The following is a 21,182-nucleotide window of genomic DNA, read 5'->3' as shown; positions in this document are numbered from 1 at the left end:
CTATCAGCTATCAGCTATCAAAAACTTAAAAATCGAAAAATGAATGTAAAGCTACTTCAGTTCATTAACACAAATAACTAAACCACTATCTCGATCAGCTAAAAACTGACGGCTGAAGGCTGACAGCTCTACTACGCTAGATGCTCTTTTGCTAAATACTCTAGCGATTGCATTTCTTGTAGACGGCTAATACAACGCTTAAATTCAAAATTTAAGTTACCTTCGCTGTATAGCTCGGTTATTGGCTTTTCTGCAGAGATAATTAGCGTTACATGGCGCTCGTAGAATTCATCCACTAATGCGATAAAACGACGTGCCGCATCATCATTGGCTTGACCAAGTGCTTTTACATTCGACAAAATCACCGTGTTATAGAGTCGGCTTATTTCCATGTAATCAACTTGGCTGCGAGCTGTTTCGCACAATTCGCTAAAATCAAACATAGCAATACAGTCTGACACTTTACGGGTTTTGATCATACGCCCTTCAATTTCGATAGCCTTATCGAGCACACCTGGCTCTGGCGACAGCTTATCGAAATAATCAAATAAGTTATCATCAGCTTGCTTATCAAGCGGGCTATGGAAAATTTCTGCTTGCTCAAGGGTACGTAAGCGATAATCAACACCCGAATCCACATTAACAATCTCAGTGTTGGCTTTTACCAATTCAATCGCAGGTAAAAAGCGCGCCCGTTGTAAACCGTTTCGATACAGCTCATCAGGCACAATGTTTGATGTCGCAACCAGCACGATACCGCGCTCAAATAAGGCTTCCATCAAACCACCTAGCAGCATTGCATCTGTGATATCTTGCACAAAAAATTCATCAAAACAGATAATGTCTGTTTCAGATTTAAAGATATCTGCAACCACATTTAATGGGTTACTAGTATTTTTTAACTTTTTAAGCTCATCGTGCACGCGATGCATAAAACGGTGAAAGTGCACACGCATTTTACGGTCAGTGGGTAAAGCTTCGTAGAAAGTATCAACTAAATAGGTCTTACCTCTGCCTACTCCGCCCCAAAAATACAGCCCTTTTATACTCGGCGTGCTATCTTTAGAGAATAGTTTGGCAAACCATCCCTTCGCGGCGGGTTTGTCTGCCGTTAGGTCATCATAGAGTCTTTGCAAATGGCGCACTGCATTTTCTTGCGCTGCATCATGTACGAAGTCTTCACGTTGTAAATCTTGTTGGTATTTCTGCCAAGGAGTCATAGGTCGTTACAATAAAACACAGTTAAATTTGCACAGTATATTAACACGCATCGTATCTCAGGGTATATTAACCCGCAGTATGATTTCACAATCAAATTAAGCATATTTTAATAATGATTGGACTATAAAGTATTTGTTTTTGTTATTTTTCCCAAAGGGGTAGGTTTATGGGCACAATTACCTGGGTAGGTATTCTAATTATCGTTGCAATTTCAGCATTCTTCATTGGTGCTTTTGTAACCAAAAAACAATTTAAGCAAGACGAACTAGAACAACAAGTCGAGCAAGCAAACAATGCACTTGAGCAATACCGCCAAGATGTAGCTGATCACCTAGCAAGCACAGGTAAACTAGTATCTAAAATGAAAGATAACTACGACCAGCTGCTAAACCATGTAGAAGAAACAAACAAACTATTACTTGCTGATAAAAAACAGCACCCAAATGAGCCGTTCTTTTCTAAAGAAACGACTGAGCAACTACAAAACTCACTGCAAGACCGCAGAGGCGATCGTTCAAGCGCAGAAGCTCAACCTGCTGACTATGTTGTCGGTGAAACAGGCTTATTTACCGGTTCACAGAAAGTTTCAGAACATTCTAAAGCCTCTTGATGAACTTTTTTTTGACCCCATAGTCTTTAGATATAACAGCTTTATATCTAAACCAAGAAAAGGGCTGCTTATGCAGCCCTTTTTAGTTTTTGCTTTATCTCTGAAGTGGAGTAAACCCAGACTATGAAAATGAAATTATCTGTTATCAGTGCTGCTATTTTATCTTCAAGCTTATTATTAAGCCCTGCAATTTCAATGGCAAAACTTCCTGTTGCTGTTAATGGTCAACAATTGCCAACCCTCGCGCCTATGCTTGAGCAAATCACACCAGGTGTGGTGAGTATTCAAGTATCAGGTTCAAAAGAAGTCCGCCGCCGTGCGACACCATTTGATGATTTTTTTGGTGTTCCTCGTGGGGGCAGTCAAAAGCGTGAATTTAGTGGCCTAGGCTCAGGTGTGATCATTGATGCTAAAGAAGGTTACGTGGTAACTAATAACCATGTTATCGAAGATGCCGAAAAAATGGTGGTAACCTTAGAGGATGGCCGAGAATACGAAGCGACCAAAATTGGTAGCGATAAAGAATCAGACATTGCTTTACTACAAATTGACGCTGAAGATTTAACGGCCCTTAAAATTGCCGATTCAGATCAATTACGTGTAGGTGATTTTGCTGTGGCCATTGGTAACCCATTTGGTTTAAGTCACACAGTTACATCAGGTATCGTTAGTGCGCTTGGCCGCAGCGGTTTAAATATAGAAGGTTATGAAGACTTTATTCAAACCGATGCCGCTATCAACCAAGGTAACTCAGGCGGTGCGTTAGTAAATCTAAATGGTGAGCTTATCGGTATTAACACTGCTATTTTAGGCGCATCTGGCGGTAACGTGGGGATCGGCTTCGCTATTCCTTCTACCATGATGAAAAACCTAGTTGACCAAATTATCGAACACGGCGAGGTGCGTCGTGGCTCGTTAGGTATTTCGGGTCGCCCACTTGACGCTGGCCTTGCTAAAGCACAGCAGCTTGACGTAAAACAAGGCGCTTACGTTATGCAAGTAATGGATGATACTGCAGCAAGCAAAGCGGGTATCAAAGCCGGTGATGTAATTATTAGCGTCGATGGCACTGAAATTAGTGGCTTCCATGAACTGCGCAGCAAAATTGCCACCCTTGGTGAAGGCAAAAAAGTGAAACTTGGCCTTTATCGAGATGGTAAAGTGAAAACCGTTAGTGTCACGCTAGATGGTGCATCAGCAACCACTGCTGCTGGCGAAGAGACACACCCAGCATTCCAAGGTGCAACCCTTGAAAATACACAAAAGAGTGATGGTAAAGGTGTTGAAGTAACCGGTGTTGAAGCACGCTCTCCTGCTGCTCGTGTTGGCCTTGAAGAAGGTGACGTGATCATGCAAGTGAACCGTCAACGTGTTGAAACAATTCGCGACATGAACAAGATCATCGAAAATACCAAAGGTAACATAGTACTAGGTGTTAAACGTGGTAGAGAGCTTGTTTTCGTACTTATTCAGTAAACCTAGTTGATAAATCATGAAAAAATAACAGCGGTGCTTGCCGCTGTTATTTTTTTTGTGCCATCATTAAGGGATTGCTCATTGATAATAAGAATACCGTGCTAAAACTTTTTAAATTTATTCTTCCCCCGCTTTTCACTGGTTTAGGCATTGCCTTTTTAGTGGTGTTATTTAACCCAAGTCTTCGTAGCACGCTATTACCGAGTATGAATCTACCCGCAGCGATGTCTTCTGAGCATATGAGCTTTGCTGATGCGGTACAAAAAGCAGCGCCGTCAGTCGTTACTATTTTTTCAGAAAGCATTTCGAATCAACCTCGCTATAAACGTCAAAATACCGTTCAAGCCCTTGGTTCGGGCGTTATCATGACTCAAGACGGTTATATTCTGACTAACTACCATGTGATCAAAAATGCCGATCTCATTATTGTCACGCTGGCTGATGGTCGTCGTTTTTATGATGTACAAGTGATTGGCTTTGATACCCAAACAGATTTAGCACTTTTAAAAATCAGCGCAGAACATTTACCTAAAATTCCTGTTAACGATAGCTTCAAGCCCCGTGTTGGCGATGTTGTATTAGCGATTGGTAACCCACTTAATTTAGGTCAAACCATCACTCAAGGTATTATCAGTGCAACAGGGAAGCAAAACTTAATCGACAGCCCTTACAGTAGCCTTTTACAAATGGATGCTGCGATTAACGTAGGTAACTCAGGGGGGGCGCTTGTCAATTCACGAGGTGACTTAGTAGGTATCACTTCGGCACAATTTAAAACCCATGAGAACCTTGATATTCAAGGTATCTTCTTTGCAGTGCCTTACTCGATTGCCAAAGATGTGATGGATAAACTAATAAAGCATGGCCGTGTAGTCCGTGGCTATTTAGGCTTTAGTGGCACAGGCATTGATAGCACAGGTAAAGATGTTAGCGATAACTTTACGCCTGTCGCAGGTATGCGTATCTCGCAGCTTGATCCATTTGGCCCAGCTTGGAAAGCCGGTATTAGAGAAACCGACATTGTGATTAAAATTGGCGGTATTGCTGTTGCAAACCCACAACAAGTACTCGAAAAATTAGCGAATACTGAACCAGGTAAAGAACTCGAATTTGAGATTTACCGCGATGGCAAAATCTTAAAAGTAATGGTGACTGTTGCAGAACTCGAAGACGAGCAGTAGTTACTTAGGTAATACAGATACAAAAAAGGCCTAACAAATGTTAGGCCTTTTTTATAAGTCTTAGCGATTAGCTTGAACGGCGCTTGATATTAGCACCTAGCGCACTCAGCTTATCTTCAATACGTTGATAACCACGGTCTACGTGATAGATGCGGTCAACAATAGTCTCACCTTGAGCAACTATGCCAGTAAGAATTAGACTTGCAGACGCACGTAGATCTGTTGCCATTACTTGTGCGCCCGATAAGCGTTCTGTATCACCACAAATTGCCGTATTCCCTTCTAAGCGAATGTTAGCACCCATACGCTGTAATTCAGGCACGTGCATAAAACGGTTTTCGAAAATCGTTTCTGTGATGGTTGCACTGCCCTTCGCTACCACATTCAAAGCTGTAAATTGCGCTTGCATATCGGTAGGGAAACCTGGGTGTGGCATCGTTTTGATATTCACTGCCTTTAACTCACGGCCTCGCATATCAAGGTAAATGCTGTTATCTGTGACTTCAACCAAGGCATTGGTAGCGCGTAGCTTTTCAATCACAGGGTCAAGACTATGGTGGTCTGTATTTTTACAAAGCACTTCACCGCCTGCCATTGCCGCAGCAACCAAGAAAGTACCTGTCTCAATGCGATCTGGAAGAATGCTGTACTCACAACCCGATAGTGACTCAACCCCTTCGATTTCGATACGGCTAGTGCCAGCACCGTTGATCTTCGCACCCATCGCAATTAAGCAATTAGCAAGATCCGTAATTTCAGGTTCGCGAGCTGCATTTTCAAGAACCGTTTTACCGTCAGCTAGCGTTGCAGCCATAAGTAGATTTTCTGTTGCGCCAACACTGACCATCTCCATAAAGATTTCAGCGCCTTTTAAGCGACCATCAACCTTGGCATTGATATAACCATTTTCAACTTTGATGATAGCGCCCATGCGCTCAAGACCTTGAATATGGATATCAACCGGACGAGCACCAATCGCACAACCACCAGGCAGTGATACTTGTGCTTCACCAAAACGAGCAACCAAAGGACCTAAAGCAAGCACAGAGGCACGCATTTGCTTTACTAGCTCGTAAGGAGCAAGTGTTTTATCTACCGTCGCTCCATCAATAACGAGCTTGTCTTGCTGCCACTCGACATTCGCGCCCAGCGTTTTTAACAAGGCTTCGGTGGTACCGATATCACGCAAGCGAGGAACATTACTAAAAGTGCTTTTACCTTGCCCTAAAAGCGCAGCAAAAAGAATTGGAAGAGCGGCGTTTTTAGCGCCAGAAATAGTGACTTCACCTGCCAGCGAGGTGCCACCTTGAATAACAAATTGATCCATGAGGAGGCCCTGCGACTATTGAGGTAAAATGAATTTTTGTTCGCGTTTCCATTCAGTCGGTGTGAACGCTTTAATAGATACTGCGTGAATAGTACCGTCTGAGATTGTTGACATTAACGGACCATAAACCAACTGTTGCTTCTTCACGCGAGATAAACCATCAAAACACTCACCAACAGCAATCACTTCGTAGTGGCTACCATTTGCTTTAACAATCACTTCATCTAGTTTTAATTCGTCGCGCAATAACGTTTCGACTTGGCTTGTTTCCATAAATCTCACTCAAATAGGTTTGTGACCTGACCCAACTGCATTAAATTTTGCAATTGTTCAGGGCTATTTTGCAGTTCAAGGTGAATACCTTGCTGCTTTAATTCTGCGAAAGAGTGAATTAACCAAGCTAAGCCCGCTGTGTCAACCCTAGATAGCCCAGAAAGGTCAAAATACCATGTTTTATGTTTAGAATCTGGCTTGACGTTCAGAAGGCGTTCACGGCCAATTGAATTTCGAGTCAGTTCACCACTAACCCGAAACTGGTTATCTTCAAGTTGAGTAATGTCGATTTTACTCATCGCCACCATCGCCTCTAAATTGCACCGGAAGTTGACTCTTTTGCTCTAGTAAGTCACTTACATAATCTAGACCATGCTGACGTAAAATGCCCTGCAATTCACTTTGTTTAGCGTCAAGTAAGCTAATACCTTCTGCAATCATATCGTACGCACCCCAGTCACCACTGCGGTCTTCTCGTACTTTAAAGTCGATTCTAATATCAGGTTTACCTGCTTCAACTATCTTCGTTTTAACCACCACCACATCTTGACCTTTGAAAGGCTGCGCTGGAGCGAACTCAACGCTTTGGTTAGTGTATTGAGTAAATACACCTGCGTAAGTAGCAATTAAATACTTTTGGAAAACGTCAATGAAACGCTGAAGCTCTTTAATCGCTTTCGCTTTTTCGTCTTTGTCTTCGATTGCACGCACCTTTGATACATGATTACCAAGTACGCGCAGTGCTGCATATTTGTAATCAATGTACGGCATCAACTCTTCTTCTACGATAACACGTAAATGTTCTTTATCTTTTGCGATAAGAGGTTGGTCTTTAGTAATGCGCGCAAAGGTGTTATCAGACACTGTACGGACCATTTTGTACGGGTCTTTTAAGTCAACCTTAGGTTCTGCGGCATGTGCGTTTAGGCTAAACAGCACAGCAATACACAATATAAATTTCTTAAACATAATTATTCACCTCCCTGGTTGAATAAGAACTGACCGATTAACTCTTCAAGAACAAGTGCTGATTTGGTATCTGTGATGTAGTCACCATCTGCAAGTGCTTTACTCTCAACACCAAATAAATCATCAAGTCCCGCATCATCGGCACTGGCTGTAACATCTTCACCCATACAACGTTTTTCTGCAGAGTCTGGAGCGATTACTGGGTTAATACCTAAATACTGCTCACCTAAAATACCTGATGTTAAAATTGAGATTGATGTGGTGTCTGAAAATTTACACAGGTAGTTTGCATCTATCGCCATATTGACCACTGGCACAAACTCTTTCGGGTGAATAAAAATAGATTCAACTCGACCAACAACCACACCACCTACTTTAATCGGCGCTCGCGCTTTTAAAGAGCCAATGTTTTCAAACTTTGCGTTTAGCTGGTAGGTTTCGCCGCTACCACTGATGCCGGCATTCGCAACTTTAAATGCTAATAATGCAAATGCAGCAATACCAAGTGCTACAAAAAAGCCAACTAAAATTTCTAATTTCCGTGAATTCATCTTTATACCCTAATTAGCTGGTAAACATTACCGCTGTTAAAATAAAGTCAAAACCTAATACTGCCAATGACGAGTGCACAACGGTCTCTGTTGTCGCTTTACTGATCCCTTCTGAAGTTGGAACACAGTCGTAGCCTTTGTAAAGTGCAATCCACGTCACGATCATGGCAAATACAAAACTCTTAATCATGCCGTTCACAATATCTTGTTGAAACGACACTTGCGCTTGCATGATTGACCAGAAGCTTCCTGAATCAACACCAAGCCAATCAACCCCCACTAAATGAGCGCCGATAATAGCAACCGCAGAAAATATTAATGCAAGTAATGGCATACTGATAAAACCAGCCCAAAAACGCGGTGCAATAATGCGTTTAAGTGGATCAATCGCCATCATTTCTAAACTTGATAATTGCTCGGTTGCTTTCATTAAGCCGATTTCAGCGGTAAGCGCACTGCCTGCGCGGCCTGCAAACAGTAATGCGGTTACTACAGGGCCTAACTCACGTAACAAGCTCAATGCCACTAAGGGACCTAAGCTGTCTTCTGCACCATAACCGACCAGCACGGTATAACCTTGCAAGGCAAGCACCATCCCTATAAACAAGCCTGATACCATGATGATTAAAAGAGATTGTGAGCCCACCATATATAATTGGCGAATTAGTAAAGGTGTGCCTTTTTTGAAGTTTGGCATATTCACTAATGCACCAAACAACATTTGAGTAGACCGACCAAGCGCTGCAAAGCGCCCTAGTGTCTTGTGACCTAACTTCTGAAATAGATCAAGCATTGTGCACTCCTAGTAATTCATCATCGTACGCAGGAGCTGGGAAATGGAATGGTACAGGACCATCCGATAAACCATTTAAGAATTGTTGAACAAGTTCAGATTCATGGTTTTGCATTTGCTCTGGTGAACCTTCGCCAATCACCCCTTGATCAGCAATGATGATAACGTGATCAGCAATGCTCATCACCTCAGTAACATCATGGGTCACGATAAGTGATGATAAACCTAACACTTCATTCAGTGATTTAATCAGCTTAACCAGCACACCCATTGAGATAGGATCTTGGCCCGCAAAAGGTTCATCATACATGATAAGTTCTGGATCGAGGGCAATTGAACGTGCCAATGCTGCACGGCGAGCCATACCACCTGAAAGCTCAGATGGCATCAAATCTTGTGCGCCACGTAAACCGACGGCCTGTAATTTCATTAAAACGACAAGACGAATTAAATCTTCGCTAAGTTGAGTATGTTCGCGCAAAGGAAAAGCGATATTGTCAAACACTGACATATCGGTAAATAACGCGCCACTTTGAAACAGCATACTCATTTTCGTGCGGGCAGCATAAAGTTCCTTGCGAGTCATGCCAGGAATGCTGTTGCCTTCAAATAAAATGTCACCAGAATCAGGCTTAAGCTGACCGCCAATTAAGCGTAACATGGTGGTTTTACCAATGCCGCTCGGTCCCATGATAGCGGTAATCTTGCCTTTCGGAATGTTAAAACTCATATTTTTATATATGATTCTATCGCCCCGTGAAAAGGTTACATCCTTGATTTCTACTATTGATTGCGACAAGTCGCTCTCCATAACGTTTTTCACTAGTTTTGCCATTTTAAGGGTTTTTTAGTCAAGATGGAAAAAACAAATCGTAAAATTTTGTAATATTTCCTTTCAATAAATTCTAAAGCTAGCTGCAAAGAACTTAACCACCGCTGAAATTTAGTTTCCTCACGACACTGGCTTTATGCTCGCCAGCTCATTCTTTTACTTATACTTTCATGCTCGCTTTTGTTACTATTTGCAGTCATCTGTATAAGTAATGTTGGCGTATCACAATGGTGACTTCTTTTGTCATTTTAATTATTGGTTTTGCAGCGCTCGTTTGGAGTGCTGATCGGTTTGTATATGGGGCGGCTGCACTCGCAAAAAATATGGGGATCCCCACCCTAATCATTGGTTTAACCGTTGTTGCTATGGGTTCATCAGCCCCTGAAATGATGGTGTCTGCATCTGCGGCACTTGCCAATAAAACAGATACCGCTGTTGGTAATGCGGTTGGTTCTAACATTACTAATATCTTACTTGTGCTTGGCGTCACAGCCTTACTGCGTCCCCTTTCCGTGTCATCAATGACATTAAAACGCGAAATGCCATTAGTGCTGTTAATCTCAGTAGCCGCTTGGTATGTATTCTCAGACAACTACTTCTCATTCGCTGAGGGCGTCGCTTTAATGCTTGCGTTTGTGGTGTTTATAGCAGGCCTAGTTATTATCTCTCTGCGTGCCAAAAATCAAGATGACCCCTTTGTTAGCGAAGCATGTGAAGATGTGCCAGACAACGTGAGTACTAAATCTGCCGTGTTTTGGTTAGTCATCGGGATGATTTTATTGCCAATCAGTTCACATTTTTTAGTTGAATCAGCCGTTGATATCGCAAAATACTTTGGCTTATCAGACCTAGTCATTGGTTTAACCATTATTGCTATTGGTACCAGCTTACCAGAGCTGGCAGCCTGTATTGCAGGGGTATTAAAGAACGAAGACGATTTAGCGCTTGGCAACATCGTTGGCTCAAACATATTTAACTTACTCGCCGTATTACCTCTTGCGGGTATTATCAACCCATCAATTATTGACCCTTCTGCGGCAAACCGCGATGCACTTATCATGATTGCAGCAACGGTTGTATTGATTGCCATGTCATTGAACTTTAAAGGTGCTCGTCGTATCAATAGAGTAGAAGGTGGCTTATTGTTAGTCGCATTTATTGCATATCAGGGCTATATTTTTAGCCAAATAGGATAATCAATGACACAACAAAGCTTTATCGCGCAAGGCAAGCGCGTACTTGAAATTGAAGCACAAGCCTTACAAGAAATTGAGCAATACATTAACCAAGATTTCGATAACGCTTGCCAGCTAATGTACCAATGCACTGGTCGTACTATCGTTATAGGTATGGGTAAATCTGGCCATGTTGGTAATAAAATTGCTGCGACCCTTGCTAGCACCGGCACACCGGCGTTTTTTGTTCACCCAGGTGAAGCAAGCCACGGTGATTTAGGTATGATCACTCGCGATGATGTGGTGATGTGTATTTCAAACTCAGGTGAGACCAGCGAAGTACTTAGCATTATTCCTGTTATTAAGCGCATTGGCGCAAAGATGATTTCATTAACAGGCAACCCTGATTCAACTATGGCCAAACTGTCTGATGTACATGTATGCATCAAAGTTAGCCAAGAAGCGTGTCCATTAGGTCTAGCACCAACCGCAAGTACTACAGCAACGTTAGTAATGGGTGATGCAATGGCGGTTGCGCTACTTGAAACCCGTGGTTTCACTGCCGACGATTTTGCGCTTTCACACCCTGGTGGTAGCTTAGGTAAGCGTTTATTACTGACATTGAATGATGTCATGCACGCGGGCGATGCCACGCCGATTGTTAGCGAAACACAAAGCATTAAAGATGCACTCATTGAAATGTCTGCCAAAGGCCTTGGTATGACAGCGGTGATTGGTGCGGATGAAAAGTTAGCCGGATTATTCACTGATGGTGACTTACGCCGAATTTTAGAGCAACGTATTGATATTCATAGTACGGCAATTAGCCAAGTAATGACTCGTTCATGCACAACTGCGCGCCCAGATATGCTTGCAGCAGAGGCTTTAAACATTATGGAACGTAAGCGTATCAATGGTTTAATTGTGGTGGATCAAAGCAATACGCCAATTGGTGCCCTTAATATGCAAGACTTATTAAAAGCAGGAGTTCTTTAAGCAATGACATTCGCTGAGCTATACCAGCCACTTAGCCCTGATGTAAGTCAGCGCGCACAAAAAGTAAAATTGCTAATCTGCGATATAGATGGTGTGTTTTCTGATGGTCGCATTTATTTAGGCAATGATGGCGAAGAACTGAAAGCGTTCAATACAAAAGATGGCTTTGGCATCAAAGCGCTTATTAATAGTGGTTTTGACGTCGCGGTGATTACTGGCCGCCATTCACAAATAGTTCAGCAGCGAATGACTAGCCTAACAGTTCAGCACATTTATCAGGGACAAGAAGATAAGCTGATTGCTTATCAAGAGTTAAAAGATAAACTGGCGCTGACAGATGAACAAATTGCCTATATTGGTGATGATGGTCCAGACTTACCAGTAATGGAAAAAGTGGGGTTTGCTGTTGCTGTAAACGATGCACACCCGCTTATTAAAAAGCTGGCTCATTACACCACGTTATTACCGGGTGGCTTTGGAGCCGTGCGTGAATTAACTGATTTACTGATGTTAGAAAACGGCAAGCCGTTAACTAGCGATGGAACCAGCGCATGAATATAGCCCGTATTTTACTGAGTATTGTTTTTGTTTGTTGCATGGTGTGGTTATGGTACCCGTACTTTAATCAATCAACAGACGCAATAAGTAGTGAAGACGAGATCATAGCATCGCCTGATTATACAGCCGTTGCCTTAAAGCAAACTGCGTATGACGAACAAGGCAAAATTAGTCATAAGGTGGCGGCCGCCAAAATGGAGTTGTATCAACAATTAGGGTTTACCTTTTTTGAACAACCAATTTTTACGATTTATGGCGACCAGCAGGTATGGCAAGTAAAAGCCAAAGAAGCCACTTTATACGAAAACGATCAGCTGATTTTTGAAGGGGATGTGGTTGCTAAAAACTTAACCCACAACGGCATGATCGAAGATATTAAAGCTGAAAACATTAATGTCGACATTGATAAAATGACCATGTTTTCTAAGCAACCTGTGACGCTAACAGGACCGAATTTAAAGATTACCGGGAAAGGCTTAAAAGCCGATCTAAAAACCGAAATTGTTGAGTTAACTAACCATACACGAACCATATACTATGACCAATAAACTTAAGAAACTACTCCTGATCCCAAGCTTATTGATCGCGTTTTCAGGCGCGGCTGCTGAGCAAACTGGCGCACAAATTAGCATTAGCTCAGACCGCCAAGTTGGTAAACTAAAAGATGGCGTTGGCATATTCGAAGGTAACGTAGAGATCGTGCATGGTAATCGTCGTATTACAGCTGAGCGTCTTGAAGCACACGGTGGAGACACCGAAGGCACTGTCGAATTAATTATCGCGACAGGTAATCCTGCTTATTTCGAAGAAAAGCAAGCTGATGGCACCGTAATGAGCGCCAGTGCACAAGAAGTACGTTACGATGTTGCGAAACGCTTCTTAACACTCAATGGCGAAGCTGAAGTCACTCAATCGGGTCAAAAAGTAACGGCCAAAAGCATTACCTACGATATGGCTCAACAGCTGATCAGCGCAGAAAAAGACGAAAACTCAACAGATCGCGTACACACGATCCTCGTTCCAGTTGAAAACAAAAAAGATAACAAAGGCCAACCATGAGCACATTAAAAGCAGAGCTTTTAGCTAAGAGCTACAAAGGCCGCCAAGTGGTTAAAAATGTAGGCCTTGAAGTTGAAGCTGGCAGCATTGTTGGTTTACTTGGTCCAAATGGCGCAGGTAAAACGACAACCTTCTATATGATTGTAGGCTTAGTACCTAGCGACAAAGGTAAAATCAGCATTGATGATAACGACATTACGCTTTTACCAATGCATAGCCGCGCACGTTTAGGTATTGGTTATCTGCCGCAAGAGTCGTCAATTTTTAGAAAGTTGACGGTTTATCAAAACTTGATGGCAATTTTAGAAACCCGTAAAGATCTAAATAAAACCACCCGCGAAGAAACGCTAAACAGCTTACTCGACGAATTTAGCATTCAACATATCCGTGACAGCCAAGGTATGGCGCTGTCAGGTGGCGAACGTCGCCGCGTTGAAATTGCTCGCGCATTAGCCGCAAATCCTAAATTTATCCTTTTAGATGAGCCTTTTGCTGGTGTTGATCCAATTTCAGTGTTAGATATAAAGAAAATTATTGAGCACCTAAAAAACCGCGGTATTGGGGTACTCATTACTGACCATAATGTTAGAGAAACCCTTGATGTTTGTGAAAAAGCCTACATTGTTTCTCATGGGGAGCTAATTGCATCAGGCACACCTGAGCACGTATTAGCTGACCAAACTGTACGTGATGTATATCTAGGCGAGCAATTCAGGCTGTAACCATTACGCCACCGACTAGAGCATCTGCTAGACTTATAACAATGACAATAAATCGATAATTTTTTAACTGTCACAGCACAGTCATCGATAACTTAAAAAGGATTGTTAGGGATACATGAGGCAATCATTACAGCTGCGCATGGGCCAGCAACTTACAATGACTCCACAACTGCAACAAGCGATTCGTTTGTTGCAGCTCAGTACATTGGATCTCCAGCAAGAAATTCAAGAAGCGCTTGATAGTAATCCCCTACTTGAAGTGGAAGAGGCTGATTACAACGAAGAAAGTATCGGTAAGAATGAGCAAAAAGCTGAATCTGACGATATGCAACTAAGCGCGTCTGCAGAAGAAGCACCTAGCGAATACGAGCAAGAAAGCAGTGACGCCCTCAATAAAGACACCGTAAGTGATGACTTAGCAATGGACGTCACGTGGGACGAGTACATGAGTGCTGCCCCATCAACATCATCAGGACCTATGCCTGAAGATGAGTCTATTTACCAAGGCGCATCAACTGAAACCCTACAAGAATACCTAATGTGGCAATTACAGCTCACGCCATTTAGCCCAACTGACGAAGCGATTGCCGTAGCCATAGTAGAAGCCATAGACGACTCAGGTATTTTAACGATCAGCTGTGAAGATATTGTCGAAAGCTTTAATCAAAATAACGATGAAGAAGAAATCGAACTTGATGAAGTTGAAGCGGTCTTAAAAAGAATACAATTATTCGATCCTGTTGGTATTGGCGCGCGCAGTTTACAAGAATGCCTGTGTATTCAGCTTCGTCAATTTGACGCTAGCACACCATATTTAGCTGAAACTAAAATGGTTTTATCTGAGCATATCGAATTATTAGCGAGTCGCGACTATCGCACTTTGATGAAAAAGACTAAGCTTAAAGAAAATGAGCTTAAAGAAGTGATGACGCTTATTCACAGCTTAAATCCTAAGCCTGCGGATAGCATAGTACGCGAAGAGTCTGAGTACGTTATACCTGATGTATCAGTGAAAAAAGTAAAAGGTCGCTGGGTGGTTGAGTTAAACCCAGATTGTATGCCAAAGATTAGAGTAAACAGCCAATATGCGGCTATGTCTCGCTCAGTAAAATCGAGTAGCGACAGCCAATTTATTCGCTCTCACTTACAAGAAGCAAAGTGGTTTATTAAGAGCTTAGAAAGCCGTAACGATACGTTATTAAAAGTAACCAACTGTATCGTTCAACAACAACAAGCTTTCTTTGAGCACGGCCCTGAAGCGATGAAGCCGATGGTGCTAAATGATGTTGCTGAAATGGTCGAAATGCATGAATCGACAATTTCACGTGTAACAACGCAAAAATATATGCATACCCCGAGGGGTATTTTTGAGTTGAAATATTTCTTCTCAAGCCATGTCAGCACCGAAAATGGTGGTGAGTGTTCTTCTACGGCAATACGCGCTTTAATCAAGAAGTTAGTGGCCGCAGAAAACTCAGCTAAACCATTGAGTGATAGTAAAATTGCAGATATATTGGCTGAGCAAGGAATTAAAGTAGCTAGACGTACAATTGCAAAATATCGTGAGTCTCTAGCAATACCTCCGTCTAATCAGCGCAAGAGTTTGATTTAGACGTTTTACATAGAAGGAAAAATGCTTATGCAACTAAATTTAACTGGTCGTCATGTAGAAATCACTGATTCATTAAGAGACTATGTAAACACCAAGTTTGCGAAACTAGAAAGGCATTTTGACCATATAAATAATGTTCATGTCATTCTAGATGTAGAAAAATTAAGCCAAAAAGCAGAAGCAACTTTACATGTAAACGGAGGCGAATTGTTCGCTTCTACAGAACATCAAGATATGTACGCAGCCATTGACTCACTGATCGATAAGCTTGATCGCCAAGTCATTAAACACAAAGAGAAATTAGCTCGACATTAAATTATGAAACTAAGTTCACTTACTAACCAGGACTGCAGCAAAGCTGCGGTCCTTTTTAATAGCAAAAAAAGAATTCTTGAATATATCAGCGAACTGGCCCACCAGCAGCTTCCTCATTTATCGCAACAAGATATCCTAGATGCTTTGCTCAACCGAGAAAAACTAGGCAGCACCGGCATCGGTCGCGGTATTGCTATTCCCCATGGTCGAATGAGCGGTGCCGATGAACCCCATGCGTTTATCATAGTGAGTGAATCACCCATCAATTTTGATGCTATTGATAACCGCCCGGTTGATATATTTGTGGCACTCATCGTACCAGATGGTGACTGTCAGCTTCACCTAAAGACCTTATCAACAATTGCTGATAGACTTAAAGATAAAGAATTTTGTAAACAGTTACGCAGTGCTACAACCGATCAGCAACTGTTTCAGGTCATATCAGCAGAGGCATAAATGGAATTAATCATTATCAGCGGTCGCTCAGGCTCAGGTAAATCGGTCGCTTTACGAGTACTTGAAGACTTAGGCTATTATTGCGTTGATAATATTCCAGTGAATTTGCTGCCTTCACTCGTACGTAGCGTATCTGATAATTACGATAAAATAGCAGTCAGTATCGACGTACGTAACTTACCGAAAGAGCAGCAAGAATTTAATGATATTCTTGAATACCTACCAGGGTTTGCAAACCCAACGCTATTTTACTTAGATAGTGATGATCAAACCCTGATAAAGCGCTTTTCAGAAACACGCCGCTTACATCCATTATCGATTGATTCTTTGCCACTCGATCTTGCTATTAAACAAGAAAAAATATTGCTCGATGTGCTGATCACCCGCGCTGATTTTATGATTGACACCACCGATTTGAGTGTTCATCAGTTAGCTGAATCAATTCGCGAAAAGATCTTAGGTAAAAAAGATAAAAAGCTGATTATTACTTTTATGTCGTTTGGCTTTAAGCACGGTATACCAAAAGAAGCTGACTACGTATTTGATGCACGCTTTTTACCTAATCCACACTGGGAGCCAGATTTAAAGCCGCTAACAGGCCTTGATCAACCAGTAAAAGATTATCTTGCGAGCCACAGCATAGTGCAAAAGTTCACATGGCAAATACAGACCTTTGTGCAAACATGGTTGCCACATTTAGAGCGCAATAACCGCAGTTACCTAACTATTGCAATTGGTTGTACCGGTGGCCAACACCGCTCTGTTTATTTAGCGCAAACAATTGGTGAAAGCTTTGCGAAAAGCCATGCCAATGTAAAAATTCGTCACCGTGAACAAGACATTTAATTAGGCACCTAGAATGCACGCTGAAGATACTTTTTTAATTCAAAATAAACTTGGTTTACATGCTCGTGCTGCCACTGTTTTGGCGCAATTAGCGCTGCAATTTGATGCCAAAATTACCCTTTATCAAGACGATAAAGAAGCCGAAGGCGACAGCGTGTTAGCGTTAATGCTACTTGAAAGCAGCCAAGGTAAAGAAGTTCGCGTTGTATGCGAAGGCCCGGATGCTGATGCCGCATTAACGGCAATTGGCGAATTAATTGCGCAACGCTTTCACGAGCAAGAATAGCATTTGCTAAGCCTTCGGGGTTTACGGTAAACTTAATTCGGATATTTAAAATTCCCTTTAAATATCCTACTTTTATATCGCTCGCTTCTCTAAATTACAAAACTCTTAATAAATTTATCGCAGTGCGACGATATCTCTGCAAATACACCACAAAGCAACTATGCTGTATTTGCTTAGCCTATTTAAACTTTTTTCAGTTGTAAGGACGCCAATGCCAGAAGCCTTTGAACAAGATTACCCACTACAACAACTCAAACAAGTGACCAAGTCACTCAATAGTGGTCAATTTGTTCAAGTGCGCGGTATGTTAGCTAAAACGGCGCCTTGTGATACAGCCCTTTTACTTGAATCTTCTCCTCATAAAATTCGTCGTATGCTTTGGCAACTGGTTGACCCAGATGTCCGCGGTGATGTTCTAGAAGAACTGTCTGAAGATGTACGTCTTGGCATTATTGCCCAGATGGAGCCTGAGCACATCGCTGCAGCCACAGAAGACATGGACGACGATGACTTAGGTGAAGTCCTACGTAGTCTTCCTGATACCGTATATCAAGACGTTGTCAGTGCCATGGACTCGCAAGATAGAGAGAGAGCAACGCAAGCACTTTCTTATCAAGAGCGCTCAGCCGGTGCCTTGATGAACAGCGATACGGTAACCATTCGTCCAGATGTTACCCTCGATGTAGTATTACGCTATTTACGCTTAAGGGGCGAATTACCAGAGGGCACTGATGATCTGTACGTGGTAGATAAGCATAATTGCTTTTTAGGGGCGCTCTCGTTAACCACCCTACTCACTAATTCATCCGATAAAGTTGTCAGAGACTTAATGGATGAAGATTGTGAGTCAATTCCAATTTCGATGGATGAAAGTGATGTCGCGCAACTGTTCGAACGACACAACTGGATTTCAGCCCCTGTTGTTGATGATAACGCCCACTTGCTTGGTCGTATTACCATCGATGATATCGTTGACGTAATCCGTGAAGATGCAGAGCACAGTATGCTAAGCCTCGCGGGTCTAGACGATGAAGAAGATACCTTTGCGCCAGTACTAAAGAGTTCGCAGCGTCGCTCTATTTGGCTTGGGGTTAACTTATTAACCGCATTGCTAGCAGCCATTGTGGCAAGCTTTTTTGAAAACACCTTAGCAATTTTACCTATTTTGGCGGTGCTAAACGGTATCGTCCCTTCAATGGGAGGTGTTGCGGGCAGCCAAACCCTGACACTGGTTATTCGTGGTATAGCCGTAGGTCATATCAACCAAACTAACCAACGCTTCTTACTACTTAAAGAGTTAGCAATTGGTGCGCTTAATGGTGTTATTTGGTCAGTCTTAATTGCTGGCGTGGTTGCTCTATGGCAATGGGACTTTAAGCTCGGTGCGGTCTTAGCGTTTGCAATGTTTATGAACCTTGTCGCAGCCGGTATTGCAGGTGCGAGTATTCCGCTAATCCTCAAAAAAATGAAAATAGACCCAGCCCTTGCCGGGAGTGTAGTGCTGACAACCGTCACTGATATTGTTGGTATCTTTGCCTTTTTAGGCACCGCAACTTGGTTATTGATCTAATACCAATTCGCAATACTACTTAATTAAGCGAATTGGTATAAATAAAAACGGCCCTTAAAGGGCCGTATTTGTTTCTATTTACTTTGCACGCTGCTTATTTTTACCCACTCTAGGTTTCGTGTTGGCCTTTTTAAATTGGCTAAACCCGGTGTGACGCGTCAGTGCCGCACGGCCTTTTCCACCTTTACCCTGCGCCGCTTTTTCATTACGGCCTTCTTCAGGTACCAAGCAGTTTGGCCCTTTACCAATGAGGTTTGCTTTGCCCATCTTTTTCAGCGCTTCGCGGATCATCGGCCAGCCAGCTGGATCGTGGTAGCGTAAAATCGCTTTGTGTAAGCGACGCTGACGCGCACCTTTTGGTACTGGAACTTGTTCAGTATTGTTTTTAATATTGCGCAACGAGTTCATCTCTGTGTGATAAATCGTTGTTGCATTAGCCATCGGCGATGGATAAAAGTTTTGTACTTGATCAAGTTTAAAGTCATGAGCCTTTAGCCACAGCGCCATGTTCACCATGTCTTCGTCTTTTGTTCCTGGGTGAGCAGAAATAAAATACGGGATCAAATACTGCTTTTTACCCGCTTCTTTTGAGTATTTATCAAATAGCTCTTTAAACTTATCGTAAGCACCCATGCCCGGCTTCATCATCTTAGATAATGGTCCATCTTCAGTATGCTCAGGGGCAATTTTTAAGTACCCGCCTACGTGATGGGTAACCAACTCTTTAACGTAGCGTGGATCTTCAACGGCTAAGTCATAGCGTACGCCAGACGCGATCAAAATTTTCTTCACACCTTTTACATCACGGGCTTTTTTATAAAGCTCAATGGTTGGAGTGTGATCCGTGTCCATATGCTTACAGATATCAGGATAAACACATGATAAACGACGACACGTGCTCTCTGCCTTTTTGCTCTTACAGCGTAACTTATACATATTCGCTGTCGGTCCGCCTAAGTCAGAGATAACACCTGTAAATCCCGGCACCTTGTCACGAATTTGCTCAATTTCATCAATAATTGATTGCTCAGAACGGCTTTGAATAATGCGTCCTTCGTGTTCTGTAATCGAACAGAAAGAACAACCACCAAAGCAACCACGCATGATGTTCACCGAGGTTTTAATCATTTCATAGGCTGGGATTTTTTCATCACCGTAACTTGGGTGCGGAATGCGCTGATAAGGCAAACCAAATACGCCATCCATTTCTTCGGTTTCAAGTGGAAATGCTGGCGGGTTAACCCAAATAGAACGGTCGCCATGACGTTGAAATAACGCACGTGCACAACCTGGGTTTGTTTCTTGGTGCAAAATACGCGAGGCATGAGCATAAAGCGGTTTATTCACGCTTACTTGCTCATACGCTGGTAGCTTAACGTAGGTCTTTTCCCAAGGCTTTGGGCGCGCAGGCTGAATAGTGATTGGCTTAGCCGCCTCAGCACTTAAATCGATTCCCGCTTGTTTAAATTCAGACTTACTACAACCCACATCATCTGCGCCATATGGGTTTGGAATTGGATCAATTTTGCCGATTTTATCAATTGCAGTTGAGTCACTTCCACGCCAACCCGGTAATGGCTCCTTACGAATAACCGCGGTACCACGAATATCTTGGATTGTCTCAACCGACTCACCCGCAGCAATACGATGAGCGACTTCAACAAGTGGGCGCTCAGCGTTTCCGTAAATTAAAATGTCAGCTTTGGCATCAAACAACACACTTCGGCGTACTTTTTCTTGCCAATAATCATAATGAGCAATACGGCGTAAACTCGCCTCAATTCCACCAATAATCAGCGGCACATCTTTATAAGCTTCACGACAGCGTTGGCTATATACAACCACCGCACGGTCTGGACGTTTACCACCTATATTACCCGGTGTGTAAGCATCATCATGACGCATACGCTTTTCAGCAGTATAACGGTTGATCATCGAGTCCATATTACCCGCTGTAACACCAAAGAATAAGTTAGGCTTACCTAACGCCATAAAGGCATCTTTTGAGTTCCAATCAGGCTGCGCAATAATACCCACACGAAACCCCTGTGATTCAAGCATACGACCAATCACAGCCATACCGAAACTTGGGTGGTCAACATACGCATCACCACTAACAATGATCACGTCACAGCTATCCCAACCTAACGCGTCCATTTCTGCACGAGTGGTTGGTAAAAATGGCGCCGTGCCATAGCATTCAGCCCAATACTTAGGGTAAGAAAACAGGCCTCGCTCGGCTTTTAATGCGCTCATAAAGTGTACTCTGCTAACAAAAGGGGCGAATTATACCCCAGTCTTATGGATTATTATAGAAAACAAAACGCCCTTCACATGGAAGGGCGCGGTTTAAT

Annotated in this window: 24 protein-coding genes; 15 read left to right on the top strand and 9 right to left on the bottom strand. The window is 42.6% G+C overall.

Features of this window, described 5'->3' with window-relative positions; translation table 11 throughout:
• Nucleotides 1-131: 131 nt before the first annotated feature.
• Complete coding sequence (zapE, locus tag CWC28_RS06050; protein ID WP_105174487.1) at nucleotides 132-1,220, bottom strand: cell division protein ZapE; 1,089 nt, start codon at nucleotides 1,218-1,220, stop codon at nucleotides 132-134.
• Between the two features lie 167 nt (nucleotides 1,221-1,387).
• Between zapE and CWC28_RS06045 the strand changes: the two genes are divergently transcribed.
• The 3 genes from CWC28_RS06045 (at nucleotide 1,388) to CWC28_RS06035 (ending at nucleotide 4,488) form a co-directional block, all read left to right on the top strand.
• Nucleotides 1,388-1,831 carry a Z-ring associated ZapG family protein gene (locus CWC28_RS06045; RefSeq protein WP_063702694.1) on the top strand — a complete coding sequence of 148 codons (444 nt, stop codon included), beginning with the start codon at nucleotides 1,388-1,390 and terminating at the stop codon, nucleotides 1,829-1,831.
• A gap of 123 nt (nucleotides 1,832-1,954) precedes the next feature.
• Nucleotides 1,955-3,307, top strand: a complete 1,353-nt coding sequence (locus tag CWC28_RS06040; RefSeq protein ID WP_063702696.1) for a Do family serine endopeptidase — start codon at nucleotides 1,955-1,957, stop codon at nucleotides 3,305-3,307.
• Between the two features lie 98 nt (nucleotides 3,308-3,405).
• Nucleotides 3,406-4,488 (top strand): trypsin-like peptidase domain-containing protein, encoded by a 1,083-nt coding sequence (locus tag CWC28_RS06035; protein ID WP_063702698.1) that lies wholly within the window; start codon nucleotides 3,406-3,408, stop codon nucleotides 4,486-4,488.
• A 67-nt stretch (nucleotides 4,489-4,555) separates the two neighbouring features.
• Here the strand turns inward: CWC28_RS06035 and murA are convergent, their stop codons facing one another.
• From murA to CWC28_RS06000, 7 genes are read right to left on the bottom strand one after another with little or no spacing between them, the layout of a single operon-like run.
• On the bottom strand, nucleotides 4,556-5,815 hold the full coding sequence (gene murA / locus CWC28_RS06030) for a UDP-N-acetylglucosamine 1-carboxyvinyltransferase (RefSeq protein WP_105174485.1): 1,260 nt from the start codon (nucleotides 5,813-5,815) through the stop codon (nucleotides 4,556-4,558).
• A gap of 15 nt (nucleotides 5,816-5,830) precedes the next feature.
• Nucleotides 5,831-6,088 (bottom strand): BolA family protein, encoded by a 258-nt coding sequence (locus CWC28_RS06025; protein WP_063702702.1) that lies wholly within the window; start codon nucleotides 6,086-6,088, stop codon nucleotides 5,831-5,833.
• A gap of 5 nt (nucleotides 6,089-6,093) precedes the next feature.
• Nucleotides 6,094-6,387, bottom strand: coding sequence for an STAS domain-containing protein (locus tag CWC28_RS06020; protein WP_063702704.1), 294 nt, complete (start codon nucleotides 6,385-6,387; stop codon nucleotides 6,094-6,096).
• Nucleotides 6,380-7,057: an MlaC/ttg2D family ABC transporter substrate-binding protein gene (locus tag CWC28_RS06015; RefSeq protein ID WP_063702706.1), complete on the bottom strand. Its 678-nt coding sequence runs from the start codon at nucleotides 7,055-7,057 to the stop codon at nucleotides 6,380-6,382. Before CWC28_RS06015 ends, CWC28_RS06020 begins: the two co-directional genes overlap by 8 nt.
• Nucleotides 7,058-7,059: 2 nt before the next feature.
• Nucleotides 7,060-7,608, bottom strand: coding sequence for an outer membrane lipid asymmetry maintenance protein MlaD (gene mlaD, locus CWC28_RS06010; RefSeq protein WP_063702708.1), 549 nt, complete (start codon nucleotides 7,606-7,608; stop codon nucleotides 7,060-7,062).
• 13 nt (nucleotides 7,609-7,621) lie between these two features.
• Nucleotides 7,622-8,401, bottom strand: coding sequence for a lipid asymmetry maintenance ABC transporter permease subunit MlaE (gene mlaE / locus CWC28_RS06005; RefSeq protein WP_063702710.1), 780 nt, complete (start codon nucleotides 8,399-8,401; stop codon nucleotides 7,622-7,624).
• Entirely contained in the window at nucleotides 8,394-9,212 is an 819-nt protein-coding gene (locus CWC28_RS06000) for an ATP-binding cassette domain-containing protein (RefSeq protein ID WP_082401555.1), read from the bottom strand. The genes mlaE and CWC28_RS06000 overlap by 8 nt, the downstream gene beginning before the upstream one ends.
• A gap of 248 nt (nucleotides 9,213-9,460) precedes the next feature.
• Between CWC28_RS06000 and CWC28_RS05995 the strand changes: the two genes are divergently transcribed.
• From CWC28_RS05995 to mgtE, 12 genes are all read left to right on the top strand, one after another.
• Nucleotides 9,461-10,429: a calcium/sodium antiporter gene (locus CWC28_RS05995; protein WP_138624869.1), complete on the top strand. Its 969-nt coding sequence runs from the start codon at nucleotides 9,461-9,463 to the stop codon at nucleotides 10,427-10,429.
• A gap of 3 nt (nucleotides 10,430-10,432) precedes the next feature.
• Entirely contained in the window at nucleotides 10,433-11,404 is a 972-nt protein-coding gene (locus CWC28_RS05990; RefSeq protein WP_063702714.1) for a KpsF/GutQ family sugar-phosphate isomerase, read from the top strand.
• A 3-nt stretch (nucleotides 11,405-11,407) separates the two neighbouring features.
• Nucleotides 11,408-11,959 carry a 3-deoxy-manno-octulosonate-8-phosphatase KdsC gene (gene kdsC, locus CWC28_RS05985; RefSeq protein WP_063702715.1) on the top strand — a complete coding sequence of 184 codons (552 nt, stop codon included), beginning with the start codon at nucleotides 11,408-11,410 and terminating at the stop codon, nucleotides 11,957-11,959.
• Complete coding sequence (gene lptC, locus CWC28_RS05980; RefSeq protein ID WP_063702717.1) at nucleotides 11,956-12,510, top strand: LPS export ABC transporter periplasmic protein LptC; 555 nt, start codon at nucleotides 11,956-11,958, stop codon at nucleotides 12,508-12,510. The genes kdsC and lptC overlap by 4 nt, the downstream gene beginning before the upstream one ends.
• Complete coding sequence (lptA, locus tag CWC28_RS05975) at nucleotides 12,500-13,021, top strand: lipopolysaccharide transport periplasmic protein LptA (protein ID WP_063702719.1); 522 nt, start codon at nucleotides 12,500-12,502, stop codon at nucleotides 13,019-13,021. The genes lptC and lptA overlap by 11 nt, the downstream gene beginning before the upstream one ends.
• Entirely contained in the window at nucleotides 13,018-13,743 is a 726-nt protein-coding gene (gene lptB, locus CWC28_RS05970; RefSeq protein WP_062566533.1) for an LPS export ABC transporter ATP-binding protein, read from the top strand. The genes lptA and lptB overlap by 4 nt, the downstream gene beginning before the upstream one ends.
• Nucleotides 13,744-13,858: 115 nt before the next feature.
• Entirely contained in the window at nucleotides 13,859-15,355 is a 1,497-nt protein-coding gene (locus tag CWC28_RS05965) for an RNA polymerase factor sigma-54 (protein WP_063702721.1), read from the top strand.
• A 27-nt stretch (nucleotides 15,356-15,382) separates the two neighbouring features.
• Entirely contained in the window at nucleotides 15,383-15,670 is a 288-nt protein-coding gene (hpf, locus tag CWC28_RS05960; RefSeq protein ID WP_036971325.1) for a ribosome hibernation promoting factor, read from the top strand.
• Nucleotides 15,671-15,673: 3 nt separating this feature from the next.
• Complete coding sequence (gene ptsN, locus CWC28_RS05955) at nucleotides 15,674-16,126, top strand: PTS IIA-like nitrogen regulatory protein PtsN (protein WP_063702723.1); 453 nt, start codon at nucleotides 15,674-15,676, stop codon at nucleotides 16,124-16,126.
• Nucleotides 16,127-16,972 (top strand): RNase adapter RapZ, encoded by an 846-nt coding sequence (rapZ, locus tag CWC28_RS05950; protein ID WP_054561107.1) that lies wholly within the window; start codon nucleotides 16,127-16,129, stop codon nucleotides 16,970-16,972.
• 13 nt (nucleotides 16,973-16,985) lie between these two features.
• Entirely contained in the window at nucleotides 16,986-17,258 is a 273-nt protein-coding gene (locus CWC28_RS05945) for an HPr family phosphocarrier protein (RefSeq protein WP_054561108.1), read from the top strand.
• A gap of 211 nt (nucleotides 17,259-17,469) precedes the next feature.
• Nucleotides 17,470-18,828 (top strand): magnesium transporter, encoded by a 1,359-nt coding sequence (mgtE, locus tag CWC28_RS05940; RefSeq protein WP_063702725.1) that lies wholly within the window; start codon nucleotides 17,470-17,472, stop codon nucleotides 18,826-18,828.
• A gap of 78 nt (nucleotides 18,829-18,906) precedes the next feature.
• Here mgtE and CWC28_RS05935 read toward each other — a convergent pair whose 3' ends face one another.
• Nucleotides 18,907-21,084: a YgiQ family radical SAM protein gene (locus CWC28_RS05935; protein WP_063702727.1), complete on the bottom strand. Its 2,178-nt coding sequence runs from the start codon at nucleotides 21,082-21,084 to the stop codon at nucleotides 18,907-18,909.
• Nucleotides 21,085-21,182: the final 98 nt, after the last annotated feature.

The sequence above is a fragment of the Pseudoalteromonas sp. S4492 genome, from assembly GCF_005886115.1.
Classification (GTDB): Bacteria; Pseudomonadota; Gammaproteobacteria; order Enterobacterales; family Alteromonadaceae; genus Pseudoalteromonas; species Pseudoalteromonas gelatinilytica.
The sequence above is the reverse complement of the archived record's forward strand: the minus strand, read 5'-3'. Positions and strand labels throughout refer to the sequence as shown.